Consider the following 12,604-nt stretch of genomic DNA (forward strand, 5'->3'; position numbering starts at 1 on the left):
GCCGGGCCGCGGCCCCGCCATCCGTCTATGCTGTGCCGCGTCCCGGCCCCCGCGCCCATGTCCCGAGATCCCGTCATGACGACCCTTTCCGGCAAGACCCTGTTCATCACCGGCGCCTCGCGCGGCATCGGCCTGGCCATCGCCGAGCGCGCCGCGCGCGACGGCGCCAACGTCGCCATCGCCGCCAAGTCCGACGTGCCCAACCCGAAGCTGCCGGGCACCATCCACACCGCCGCCGAGGCGGTGAACGCCGCCGGCGGGCGCGGCCTCGCGCTCAAGTGCGACATCCGCGAGGAGGATGAGGTGCGCGCCGCGGTCGCCGCGACCGTGGACGCCTTCGGCGGCATCGACATCCTGGTCAACAACGCCAGCGCGATCTGGCTGCGCGGTGCGCTGGATACGCCGATGAAGCGCTTCGACCTGATGCAGCAGGTCAACGCCCGCGGCACCTTCCTGTGCGCGCAGGCGTGCCTGCCGCACCTGCTGCAGGCGGCCAACCCGCACATCCTCACCCTGGCCCCGCCGCCGTCGCTGGACCCGAAGTGGTGGGCCCCGCACACCGGCTACACGCTGGCCAAGATGGGCATGAGCTTCGTGACCCTGGGCCTGGCCGGCGAGTTCGGCCCGCAGGGCGTGGCGGTCAACGCGCTGTGGCCGCGCACGCTGATCGCCACCGACGCGCTCAACATGATCCCCGGCGTGGACGCGGGCAACGGCCGCTCGCCGGCGATCGTGGCCGACGCCGCGCACGCGGTGCTGACCCGGCCCGCCGCGGGCTTCAGCGGCCGCTTCCTGGTCGACGAAGACGTGCTGCGCGAGGCCGGCGTGGAGGACTTCTCGGGCTACGCGGTCGATCCGTCCAAGCCGCTGTACCCGGACCTGTTCCTGGACTGACGCGGGCCGTCGTCGGGCCGCCTGTTCCGCCGCGCCCGGGGCGCAGGCCCCGGACCGCATGCGGTGGCCTTACGGCGTCGTCGTTTCCAGCGCCTGGGCCAGATCGTCGATCAGGTCCTGGGCGTGTTCCAGCCCCACCGACAGCCGCAGCAGGCCGCGCGGCGAGACCACCCGCGGCTCCTCGATCGAGGCGCGGTGCTCGACCAGCGATTCGGTCGAACCCAGCGAGGTCGCATTGGTGAACACCCGCAGCCGGCCGGCGATCTCGAGCGCCGCGGCCTGGCCGCCGGCGACCTCGAACGACAGCACGCCGCCGAAGCCGCGCATCTGCCGCGCCGCCACCGCGTGGCCCGGGTGATCCGGCAGGCCCGGGTAGTGCACCGCCTCCACCCGCGGGTGCGCGGCCAGGAATTCCGCCAGCGCCTGCGCGTTGTCGCCGTGCCGTTGCAGCCGGACCGGCAGCGTGCGCAGGCCGCGCAGGGTCAGCCAGGCCGAGAGCGGGGAGGCGCTGCTGCCGAACAGCCGGCGCACGTCGTAGCAGGCCGCGGCCAGCGCATCGTCGCGGGCGAACGCCAGCACCCCGCCCATCGCGTCGCCGTGGCCGTTGAGGAACTTGGTGCTGGAGTGCAGCACCACGTCCGCGCCCAGCGCCAGCGGTTGCTGCAGCCCGGGCGGCGCGAAGGTGCCGTCCACCAGCAGCTGCGCGCCGGCTGCGTGCGCCAGCTCGGCGAGCGCGGCGATGTCGGCGATCTTCAGCAGCGGGTTGGACGGCGTCTCCACCCACAGCAGGCGGACGTCGCCGCCCAGCGCCGCGCGCACCGCCTCCGGGTCGGACGCGTCCACCACCGTGTGGCGCAGCCCGCGCGGCGCCAGGAAGCCTTCGATCAGCGCGCGGTAGCCGAAGTACGTGTCCTGGGCGATGACGATCGCGGCGCCGGCCGGCAGCGCCTGCAGCACCGCGGCGCCGGCGGCCATGCCGGTGGCGAAGAACAGCGCGCGCGCGGCGCCGTCCAGCTGCGCCAGGACATCCTCCAGTTGGCGCTGGTTGGGGTTGTCGTAGCGCTGGTAGAGGTAGCCGAGCGGGGTCGAGGCGTCCGGGGCGTGCTCGAAGGTCGTCGCCAGCTGCAGCGCCGGGCTCAGCGCGCCGGTGACCGGATCGGGGCAGACGCCGGCGTGCGCGGCGAGGGTGTCGGGGTGGCGGCCGGGTTCGGCGGGCGGACGGTTGGACATGCGGCGGCGCTCAGGGCGGATAATGGACGCGGGCCGGCGTGCGGCCCGTCGACGAAGGTCCACTTTGCCATGAATGCCAGCGTGTCCGGTCCCGCTTCCGATCGCCTGACCGATCTCGCCGCCCGCTACTGGCTGCCGGTCTATCGCCCGCGCGATCTCGTGCTCGAACGCGGCCAGGGCTCGCGGCTGTGGGACAGCCAGGGCCGCGACTACGTGGACTTCGCCGCCGGCATCGCCGTGTGCAGCCTCGGTCACTGCGATCCCGATCTCACCGCCGCGCTGGTCGAGCAGGCTGGGCGCCTGTGGCATACCAGCAACGCGTTCTACAGCGAACCGCCGCTGCGCCTGGCCGAGGAACTGGTGACCGCCTCGCGCTTCGCCTCGCGCGTGTTCCTGTGCAACTCCGGCGCGGAGGCCAACGAAGCCGCGATCAAGCTGGTGCGCAAGTGGGCCGCCGCGCAGGGGCGCGGGCCGCAGCAGCGCGTCGTGGTCACCTTCCGCGGCAGCTTCCACGGCCGCACCCTGGCCACCGTCACCGCCACCGCGCAGCCGAAGTACCAGGCCGGCTACGAGCCGCTGCCCGCCGGCTTCCGCTACGTCGATTTCAACGACCTGACCGGGCTCGAGGTGGCGATGGCCGCCGGCGACGTGGCCGCGGTCATGCTCGAGCCGGTGCAGGGCGAGGGCGGCGTCACCCCGGCCGCGCCCGGCTTCCTGCGCGGCGTGCGTGAACTGTGCGACCGCCACGGCGCGCTGCTGGTGCTCGACGAGATCCAGTGCGGCATGGGCCGTGCCGGCACGCTGTTCGCGCACTGGCAGGACGACGTCGTGCCCGACATCGTCACCCTGGCCAAAGCATTGGGCGGCGGCTTCCCGGTCGGCGCGATGCTGGCCGGGTCCAAGGTGGCCGACATCATGCAGTTCGGCGCCCATGGCAGCACCTTCGGCGGCAATCCGCTGGCCGCGGCGGTGGCGCGCGTGGCGCTGCGCAAGCTGTCCTCGCAGGCGGTGCAGGCCAACGTCGGCCGCCAGTCGCAGGCGCTGCGCGAAGGTCTGGCGGCCATCGACCGCGAGCTGCAGGTATTCTCCGAGATCCGCGGCCGCGGCCTGATGCTGGGCGCGCAGCTGCGCGAGGCCTACGCCGGCCGCGCCGGCGAGATCCTCGATGCCTGCGCCGCCCGCGGGCTGCTCGCCCTGCAGGCCGGCCCCGACGTGCTGCGCTTCGTGCCGGCGCTGACCCTCCCCGACGCCGACCTGGCCGACGGCCTGCAGCGCCTGCGTGAGGCGCTGCGCGCGTTCGTCGGCTGACCCGCGCCTACCCGCCGCGGCCGCACCTACCCGGAGCCGCGGGCAAGGCGTCGCCGGCGATGGCCTAAGGTCGGGTGACGGCGATGCCGCGTAGCGCGCCAGCTTCGCCAATAATGCGCCGGCGCCCGATCAGCCCGATGCGACCGTCTTGAACGCCTCCCGCGCCGCGGCCAGGGTGGCCTCGATCACCGCCTCGTCGTGCGCGCTCGACAGGAAGCCGGCCTCGTAGGCGGAGGGCGCGAGGAACACGCCGCGCTCCAGCATCGCGTGGAAGAAGCGGTTGAACGCGGTGATATCGCAGGCGGTGGCCTGGGCATAGGTCTCGACCTTCTCGCTGCTGAAGAACAGGCCGAACATCGCGCCGACGCGGTTGGTGGTCACCACGACCCCGGCTTCGCGCGCGGCCGCCTCCAGCCCGTCGCACAGCGTCGCGGTGGCCGCGGCGAGGCGGTCGTGGAAGCCGGGCTGCCGGATCAGTTCCAGCATCGCCAGGCCGGCGGCCATCGCGACCGGGTTGCCGCTGAGGGTGCCGGCCTGGTAGATCGGCCCGGCCGGCGCGATGCGCTGCATCAGGTCGCGGCGGCCGCCGTAGGCGCCCACCGGCATGCCGCCGCCGATGATCTTGCCGAACGTGGTCAGATCGGGGGCGACGCCGTAGTGCGCCTGGGCGCCGCCGAGCGCGACCCGGAAGCCGGTCATGACCTCGTCGAAGATCAGCACCGTGCCGGACCGCGTGCACAGGTCGCGCAGGTGCTGCAGATACCCCTCGCGAGGCGGGATGCAGTTGGCGTTGCCGACGACCGGCTCGATGATCAGGCCGGCGATCTCCTCGCCCCGCTGCTCGAACAACGCGGTGGCGGCGTCGAAATCGTTGTAGGGCAGGGTCAGCGTCAGCTCGCTCAGGGCCGCCGGCACGCCCGGCGAGGTCGGTACGCCCAAGGTCAGCATGCCGCTGCCGGCCTTGACCAGGAACGAGTCGCCGTGCCCGTGGTAGCAACCCTCGAACTTGACGATCCGGGTGCGCCCGGTGGCGCCGCGTGCGAGCCGGATCGCCGACAGCGTGGCCTCGGTGCCGGAGTTGACCATCCGCACCATCTCGCACGACGGCACCAGCGTCGTGATCGCCTCGGCCATCGCGACCTCGGCCGCGCACGGCGCGCCGAAGGACAGGCCGTCGCCGATCGCGCGCTTGACCGCCTGGCGGACTTCGGGGTGGTTGTGGCCGACGATCATCGGTCCCCACGAGCCCACGTAGTCGATGTAGCGGTTGCCGTCGACGTCGTAGAGGTACGGGCCGTCCGCGCGCTGCACGAAGAACGGCTCGCCGCCGACCGACTTGAAGGCGCGGACCGGGGAATTGACGCCACCGGGGATCAGGGACTGCGCGCGGGAAAACAGGGCATGGGACTGGGCGTGGTTCATCGTCGGGGCGGGTAGGCGGGGAAGCGCGCATTCTCGCCCGTCGCCGCCGTTTCCGCCAAAGCGCCGCCTACCCGCGCGTTGCACACCTACCTGTCCGCGGGCGGCATCGGCGCGCCGGCGTGCATACGCTCGGTCGGAACATCCGCCATGACGACATCGCCAACGGTCATTTCTCTCGGGACGGGGAGTCGGCGATGGTGGCGGGCAGGGGGAACGGCCGCGCCGCGGCCGGGTCGGGTCAATCCAATCGGGGGAAGAGCACGCATGAATCGAGGTTTGCGCAAGGGCGTCCTGGGCCTGGCACTGGCGATGGCGATGGGAAGCGCCTACGCCCAGTCCACCACCGGCGGCATCGCCGGGACGGTGCCGCGGGGCGAAAGCGTCCTGATCGAGAACAACAGCGGTTTCCGGCGCGAGGTGCCGGTGGACGCCAACGGGCGCTACTCGCTCGGCAACCTGCCTCTGGGCCGCTATACGGTGACCGCGCTCGACGGCGACGCGGTGGTCGGCACCCGCGAGAACGTGGTGGTGACCGTCGGGCGGGTCGCCGACGTGTCGTTCGGGCCGCACGCCGCCGGGGACGCGGTGTCGCTGGATGCGGTGGTGGTGACCGGCGCGCAGGTCGCGGCCATCGACACCAGCACGGTCGACACCCGCACCGTGATCACCTCGCAGCAGCTCGAACGCTTGCCGCTGGGACGCACCGCGGAGGCCATCGCGCTGCTCGCGCCCGGCGTGGTCAACAACAGCGGCAGCTTCCAGGGCACCGGCGGCAACGGCGGTTCGCTGCCGAGCTTCGGGGGGTCGGCGGCCTCCGAAAACGCCTACTACCTCAACGGATTCAACACCACCGATCCCTATCGCAACCTCGGCGGCCTGACCCTGCCCTACGGCGCCATCGACCAGCAGGAGATCTTCACCGGCGGCTATGGCGCGCAGTTCGGGCGCTCCAACGGCGGCGTCATCAACCAGATCGGCAAGCGCGGCAGCAACGACTGGCAGTTCGGCGCGGCGGTGGTGTACGAGCCGGACTGGATGCGCGCCAGCGAGACCGATCTGCACTACACGGCGCCGGAGCTGATTCCCAGCCCGGTGGCCGGTTCGCTGTACCGTCCCAACAGCGAGAACGAGCGCGATGCGACCACCTACAGCGCCTACATCGGCGGGCCGCTGGTGCGGAACCGGTTGTTCATGTTCCTCGCCGCCGAGCAGGGCAGGAGCAGCGGGCGCCGGCTGAACTCGGTGGAGGACGCAGCCGCGCCCTACGTCGACTACGACACCCGCAGCCCGCGCTGGTACGGCAAGCTGGACTGGTACGTGACCGACGACCATCTGATCGAACTGACCGGCGCGTCGGACAAGTACAAGTCCAGCGGCAGCATCCACGACTACGATTTCGCCAGCCGCGAAGTCGGCGGCTACCGCGGCGCCGACAACGACATCGAGACCGGGCACGAGCTGTGGAGCCTGAGATACACCGGCTATCTGACCGACAGCCTGACGCTGACCGCCCTGTACGGGACGCAGGAATCGCCGAACTACAACCAGAACCCGGCCTACGACGACAGCCTGACTTACGTTTCCGGCCTGTCCAACCAGAATCCGGCGCTGACCGGCGGCAGCCCGCGCGGCAACGCGCAGACGATCGCCTCGCTGAGCGATCCCGGGCGCAAGTACGAGAAGGACAACCTGCGGCTCAATCTGAACTGGGCCGTCGGCGACCACAGCATCGACGTCGGGATCGACAACCTGGAACTGCGCGCCTACAACCAGGGCTCGCGCTCGTCCGGCCCAGGGTACAACTGGAACTACGGCTACACCTCCAACCCGGATCCGAACGCGCTGCTCAGCGGCGCCTCGCGCGAGGACGGCAGCAGCGGCGTGCCGAGCCCGGTCGGCTTCGCCTACGGCGAGGGCGGCCACTACGTCGTGCGCGTGGAGTCGCGTTCGCTCAGCTCCTACAAGGCAGAGCAGGAAGCCTGGTACATCGAGGACCGCTGGCAGGCGACCGACACGCTGCTGCTGAGCCTGGGCATCCGCAACGACAAGTTCACCAACTACAACGACCGCGGCCAGCCGGTCTACGACGTCGACAACCAGTGGTCGCCGCGCCTGGGCTTCTCCTGGGACGTGAACGGCGACGCCAGCTTCAAGGTGTTCGGCAACCTGGGCCGCTACTACCTGGGCCTGCCGCTGGCGCCGGGCGGGCTGTCCAACTCCAGCTACAACACCAGCACCTACTACACCTACAGCGGGATCAACGACGACGGCACCCCGGTGCTCGCCGAACAGCTGGCGCCGCCGGTCTCGGCGAACGAGAACTTCGGCCATCCGCGCGACTACCGCACGATCTCACCGACCGACATGGAAGGCGAGCACCAGGACGAGCTCATCCTCGGCTTCAACAAGCTGCTGGGCGACTGGGTGTTCGGCCTGCGCGGCGTGCACCGCGAGCTGAAGGCCGCCATCGACGACACCAAGGCCAACATTCCCGCGATCCAGGAAGCCGCGCGGGCCGCCGGCTTCACCATCAGCCCGCAGAGCTCGGCCAGCCTGCTGTTCAACGCCGGAAAGACCAACACCTTCCGCCTGCTCGGCACCGACGGCCAGATCCATGAGCTCACGCTGACCAACGAGCAGATGGGCTTCCCGGAGCTCAAGCGCAAGTACTCGGCGCTGGAGTTCACCCTGGAACGCCCCTTCGACGGCACCTGGTTCGCCAATCTGAACTACGTCTGGTCGCACAGCCGCGGCACCACCGAAGGCCAGATGCGCTCGGACCTGTACCGCGGCAACGGCGAGACGGTCGGCATCAACCAGGGTCAGAACTACACCGCGACCACCCAGACCTGGGACCATCCTTCGTTGATGGAGTTCTACAACGGCGACCAGTCCAACGATCACCGCCACACCTTCAAGGCCTACGGCTACTACCAGTTGACCCCGGAGTGGGGCGTGTCCGGCAACTTCAGCCTGGTTTCGGGCGCGCCGAAGCAGGTGCTGGGCTACTACTGCGGCGACAACTATCCGCTGGCCGGCTCCACCTACATCCACAATCCCGGCCAGAACCCCGATCCGGTGGGCTACGGCGGCTCCTATCACTGCTACAAGGGCGAGCCGGCCTGGCCGGGCAGTCATGGTCGCCTGCCGTGGGTGCGCCAGCTCGATATCGGCGTGACCTGGAGGCCGAGGTTCGCCGACGGGAAACTGTCGGTCATGTTGAACGTGTTCAACGTCACCAACGAGCAGTCGGCGACCTACCTGTTCGCGCGTTCCGAGCAGTCGCCGGGCTCGGATCATCCGCTGTGGAGCGCGCCGATGTTCTACCAGACGCCGCGATACGGCCGGCTGACGGTCTCCTACGACTGGTGATCGTTCTCGCGCCGGCGGGCGATACGTGCGCCGGCGCGACAGGGTAACGTGGACAACCGGGCTGCGCGGCAGCCCATCGAATCGAGGAATCCCGAAATCATGAAGCATGCATTGCTGGCCGCGGTGTCGATCCTGCTGGTGGCGGCCTGTGGGAATCCCGCTGTCGAGAGCCAGGCGGTCGCCGCCGGCGAGGATGCGCTCGGCAACGCCGCGCCCGGCGCGGCGCTGGACATCTCCGACGAGGCGCGGCGGATCCATGCCGAGGCGATCAACCTCGACACCCACCTGGATACCCCGGCCTTCTTCGGTCGGCCCGGTTTCGACATCAACGACCGCCACAGCTACGCCGACGAACGCGTCCAGGTGGACTATCCGCGCATGGTCGAAGGCGGGCTGGACGGCGGCTTCTGGGTGGTCTACACCGGCCAGGGGCCGCTGGACGAGATGGGCAAGATCAAGGCCCGCGACTTCGGCCTGACGCGGCTCGGCGAGATCCGCGAGATGGTCGCGGCCAATCTGGACAAGTTCGAGCTGGCGACGGTCGCCGAGGACGCGGCGCGGATCAAGGCCGACGGCAAGCGCTCGGTCTACATCAGCATGGAGAACGCCTATCCCTTGTCGCACGACCCCAGCCTGCTCCGCTACTACTACCAGGCCGGGCTGCGCATGCTGTCGCTGGTGCACGGCAGCCACAACGATTTCGCCGACTCCTCGGGGATCGCCGCCGACGCGGTCGGCGAGCATGGCGGCCTGACCGACAAGGGCCGGCAGTTGATCGCCGAGGCCAACAGGCTCGGCGTCATCATCGACCACTCGCACGCCTCCAACGAAGTCTTCGACCAGATGATCGAGCTTTCCACGGCGCCGATCATCCTCTCCCACAGCGGCGCGGCCGATGTCTACCCGCATCCGCGCAACATCGACGACGCGCGGCTGAAGGTGCTGGCCGAGCACGGCGGCGTGATCGCGGTGAACTCCCTGGGCGGCTACCTGATCGACACCGGGGCAACGCCCGAGTACCGGGCCGAGGTCGGGGAGGTGTATCGGACGCTGGGCGGGCGCGCCAACCTCAGCGACGAGGAGCGCCGGCAGGCGTTCGCGCGGATCGCCGAAATCGGCGAGAAGCACGGCATCAAGAAGGCCACCTTCGACGACTACATGCGCCACGTGCTGCACATCATCGAGGTCGCCGGCTGGCGGCACGTCGGGCTCGGCGCCGACTGGGACGGCGGCGGCGGCGTGGAGGGCTACGAGGACATCGCCGCCTTGCCGAAGGTCACCCAGGCCCTGCTGGACGCGGGTTACGACGAGGAGCAGATCAAGGCCATCCTCGGCGGCAACGTCATCCGCCTGATCGGCGAGGTGCAGGCGCTGGCCGATCCCGAAGCCGTCCAGGCGGCGCTGGAGTAGCCGCATGCGCCCGCTGCGCGCCGCGCTGGCGATGTGGTGCCTGGCCGGGGCGGCGTTCGCGCAGTCCGCCGCCGTTCCCGAGCTGGAAACCCATGCCGAGCGCAGCGGCTTCGCCGAGACCGGGCGCTATGAAGAGGTGGAGCGGCTGTGCGCTGCGTTCGCGGCCGGGCATCCGCAGGCGGTGCGCTGCGAAAGCGAGCCGCTGGATGCGGGCGATCCCAGGCTGGCGGTCGCCTGGCCGCAGGCGTGGGGTCCGCTGCGCATTCCCGCAGCCGGTGGCTCCTCTCGTCGCTCCCGGCCTCAATCGCCGAAGCAGCGCGCATAGGCCCGCGCCGCCGCGACCGGATCGGCGGCGTCGAACACGCCGCCGATCACCGCGACCAGGTCCGCGCCGGCATCGATGGCGATGCGCGCGTTGTCCGGGGTGATCCCGCCGATCGCCACCCGCGGCACCCCGAGGCGGGCGGCCTCGCGCAGCAGTTCCGGCGTCGCCCGGCGCGCGCCCGGCTTGGTCTGCGAGGGGAACAGGGCGCCGAACGCGACGTAGCTCGCGCCGGCGGCGACGGCCGCCTCGGCGCGTTCGAGGCGGTCGTAGCACGATGCGCCGAGGATCGCGGACGCGCCCAGCGCCGCGCGCGCCTCGCGCAGGTCGCCGTCGTCCTCACCCAGGTGGGCGCCGTCCGCGCCGCAATCGGCCGCCAGCCGCCAGTCGTCGTTGACCAGCAGCGGGATGCCGTGCGCGCGGCACAGCGGCAGCAGCATCCGCACCTGTTGCGACTGCAGGCCGCGGTCGGCGCGCTTGTTGCGGTACTGCAGCAGCGCTGCATGCGGAACGACCGCCCGCACCCGCGCCAGCATGCGCGCGCTGTCCGGCTCGTCCGGGGTCAGCAGGTACAGGCCGCGGCGCAGGCGCGGGGCCGGCGCCGGGCCGGGGCGGCGTGCATGTTCGCTCATCCGGGTGGTTCCTTGGGCAAAGGTGATGATGTGACAATGCGGACCCTCGTCACCGCGTCCGGCCGCAGCCGCATTATCCGATGACCGAATCCACTTCCGCCTACCGCACCTGGATGTGCGTGGTCTGCGGCTTCATCTACGACGAGGCGCAGGGCCTGCCCGAGGAGGGCATCGCGCCCGGTACGCGCTGGGAGGACGTGCCCGAGGACTGGACCTGCCCCGACTGCGGGGTGACCAAGGACGACTTCGAGATGATGCCGCTGTGAATGCTCGTGCGGATGCGGCTCAGTGCAGGCGGCCGGCGCCCGCGCTGGCGACCACCAGCGCCTCGCGGACGCGGTGGGCATCGTCGGCGTCGGGCTGCATCAGCAGGTAGCGGCCCAGGTCCCGGCGCGCGCCGGGCAGATGCCCCAGCTGGAGATAGCACAGGCCGCGGTCGCGCAGCGCCTCGACGCGGTCGGGCGCCAGGCGCAGGATGCGGTCGGCACAGCGCAATGCGCGCTCCCAGTCCTCGGCCTCCGCGTACAGCCCGTGCAGGTTGCGCAGCATCCGCACCAGGATCGCGCGATGCGAGGCGGGGTGCAGGATCTGCTGCAGCACCTGGTCGTCCATCGGGCTGCCGTCCAGGTGCGGGACCGCGCGTTCGCGCAGCTCGTCCACGTCCAGCGGGCGCCCGCGGTTGAACGGGTCCATCACCAGCACGCCGCCCTCGACGGGCAGGCGCACCAGGAAATGGCCGGGGAAGGACACCCCGTCCAGCGGCACGTCCAGCCGCCGCGAGACCTCCATCTGCACCAGCGCCAGCGAGATCGGGATGCCCAGCCGGCGCTCGCAGACCTCGTTGAGGTAGCTGTTGCGCGGGTCGTAGTACGCCTCGTGGTTGCCGGCGTAGCCCTGTTCCTCGAACAGGTAGCGGTTGATTTCCAGCATCTTCATCGGCGCGTACGCCGCGGCGTCCACGCGCGGGCGCAGCGCGCGCACGTGCGCGTCGACCAGCGCGTCGTAGACCGCGGGGTCGAGATCGGGATACTCGTCGCGCGCGATCAGCAGCGCCGTGGCGAACAGCGGGATCGCGGCATCGTCCAGCGTGGCCAGGCCGTTCCAGGCAGGCAGGGTCATCCGCTCGCGCATGGGCGCAGACTGCCGCGCGCACGCCGATGGCGCAAGGCGCTGGCGCGGGCGGTGTTCAGCGCGGCAGGCCCACGCTCGGCGACACCCTCAGCACCGCGCCGTCCCGCAGCCCCAGGCGCGCCGCTTCGCCGGCGTTGAGCTCCAGCACGTAGCGCGCAGGCGCCGAGCTCGGGTAGGTGGGGCAGCGGTTGCCGGCCGAGCACGGCGGCACGTCGCGCTGCTGCGAGACCAGCCGCAGCCCTTCGTCGAAATAGAGGATGTCGAGCGCGATGCGGGTGTTCTTCATCCAGTAGGCGAGCGGGGTCTGCGCGTCGTGGATGAACAGCATGCCGTGATCGCGCGGCATGGAATCGCGGAACATCAGCCCGCGCGCGCGCTCGGCATCGTTGGTGGCCAGTTCCACGGTGTAGCGCTCGCCGGCGAGTTCCACCCAGTGCGGGCCCGCATTGGCGCAGGACGACAGCAGGACGGTCAGGGTCAGCAACGCGGAGCGGAGGAACGTGCGCAGGGTCATGAGGGCGGCGGCGATTGCGAGGTTGCCGGCAACATCGGGCACGCGGGCGCCGATCGTCAAGCCGGCCGCGCCCCCGCACGATCTTCGTCACAGGGTCTTGACGCTGCCACGGCGGGCGCTAGAATGCGCGGCTCGCCACCGCGGCGGCCGATCTGAACGGCGCGCGAGGCGGCTGAAGCGGCCCTCGACAGAGGTGTTGACGGAAGCGAAAACCGCGCTATGATGTGCGGCTCCCGGGGCGAAACGCACGGGGTTGAGGGAAGTCGGCGCTGAGGCCGGTTCCTGTGATCTTTGACAGTGTACGCAGGAGACTTGTGCGGACGTCTGGCGGGGGTGAAGACCTCCAAGACAGCAGACGTTCGAAAGAGC

Annotated in this window: 11 protein-coding genes; 6 read left to right on the plus strand and 5 right to left on the minus strand. The window is 70.9% G+C overall.

All coding sequences use genetic code 11. The features are described 5' to 3' along the window. The first annotated feature begins 75 nt into the window (after positions 1-75). Entirely contained in the window at positions 76-894 is an 819-nt protein-coding gene (locus Z164_RS0103690) for an SDR family oxidoreductase (protein ID WP_024889393.1), read from the plus strand. 69 nt (positions 895-963) lie between these two features. Here Z164_RS0103690 and Z164_RS0103695 read toward each other — a convergent pair whose 3' ends face one another. Then, positions 964-2,124 carry a trans-sulfuration enzyme family protein gene (locus Z164_RS0103695; protein WP_024889394.1) on the minus strand — a complete coding sequence of 387 codons (1,161 nt, stop codon included), beginning with the start codon at positions 2,122-2,124 and terminating at the stop codon, positions 964-966. Between the two features lie 81 nt (positions 2,125-2,205). On the opposite strand from Z164_RS0103695, the gene Z164_RS0103700 reads away from it, so the two are divergent. Next, entirely contained in the window at positions 2,206-3,432 is a 1,227-nt protein-coding gene (locus Z164_RS0103700) for an acetylornithine transaminase (protein ID WP_024889395.1), read from the plus strand. 129 nt (positions 3,433-3,561) lie between these two features. Here the strand turns inward: Z164_RS0103700 and hemL are convergent, their stop codons facing one another. Continuing rightward, on the minus strand, positions 3,562-4,854 hold the full coding sequence (gene hemL / locus Z164_RS0103705) for a glutamate-1-semialdehyde 2,1-aminomutase (RefSeq protein WP_024889396.1): 1,293 nt from the start codon (positions 4,852-4,854) through the stop codon (positions 3,562-3,564). A 264-nt stretch (positions 4,855-5,118) separates the two neighbouring features. Between hemL and Z164_RS0103715 the strand changes: the two genes are divergently transcribed. The 3 genes from Z164_RS0103715 (at position 5,119) to Z164_RS0103725 (ending at position 9,961) form a co-directional block, all read left to right on the plus strand. Continuing rightward, entirely contained in the window at positions 5,119-8,226 is a 3,108-nt protein-coding gene (locus Z164_RS0103715; protein ID WP_024889397.1) for a TonB-dependent receptor, read from the plus strand. A 99-nt stretch (positions 8,227-8,325) separates the two neighbouring features. Beyond that, positions 8,326-9,636, plus strand: coding sequence for a dipeptidase (locus Z164_RS0103720; RefSeq protein ID WP_043689190.1), 1,311 nt, complete (start codon positions 8,326-8,328; stop codon positions 9,634-9,636). Positions 9,637-9,640: 4 nt separating this feature from the next. Continuing rightward, positions 9,641-9,961 (plus strand): hypothetical protein, encoded by a 321-nt coding sequence (locus Z164_RS0103725; protein WP_024889399.1) that lies wholly within the window; start codon positions 9,641-9,643, stop codon positions 9,959-9,961. Here the strand turns inward: Z164_RS0103725 and thiE are convergent. Next, a complete protein-coding gene (gene thiE / locus Z164_RS0103730; protein ID WP_043689192.1) occupies positions 9,937-10,590 on the minus strand; it encodes a thiamine phosphate synthase in 654 nt (217 codons plus the stop codon). The genes Z164_RS0103725 and thiE overlap by 25 nt on opposite strands. A gap of 80 nt (positions 10,591-10,670) precedes the next feature. Here thiE and Z164_RS0103735 point away from each other — a divergent pair, with 80 nt between their 5' ends. Further along, the gene (locus tag Z164_RS0103735) at positions 10,671-10,856 is read left to right on the plus strand and encodes a rubredoxin (protein WP_024889401.1); all 186 of its coding nucleotides are present in this window, start codon (positions 10,671-10,673) and stop codon (positions 10,854-10,856) included. Positions 10,857-10,875: 19 nt separating this feature from the next. Here Z164_RS0103735 and Z164_RS0103740 read toward each other — a convergent pair whose 3' ends face one another. Beyond that, positions 10,876-11,721 carry a SirB1 family protein gene (locus Z164_RS0103740; RefSeq protein WP_024889402.1) on the minus strand — a complete coding sequence of 282 codons (846 nt, stop codon included), beginning with the start codon at positions 11,719-11,721 and terminating at the stop codon, positions 10,876-10,878. Between the two features lie 55 nt (positions 11,722-11,776). Then, the gene (locus Z164_RS0103745) at positions 11,777-12,235 is read right to left on the minus strand and encodes a DUF192 domain-containing protein (RefSeq protein ID WP_043689223.1); all 459 of its coding nucleotides are present in this window, start codon (positions 12,233-12,235) and stop codon (positions 11,777-11,779) included. Positions 12,236-12,604 lie beyond the last annotated feature (369 nt).

Source organism: Luteimonas huabeiensis HB2 (assembly GCF_000559025.1).
In the GTDB taxonomy this organism is placed as follows: Bacteria; Pseudomonadota; Gammaproteobacteria; order Xanthomonadales; family Xanthomonadaceae; genus Luteimonas; species Luteimonas huabeiensis.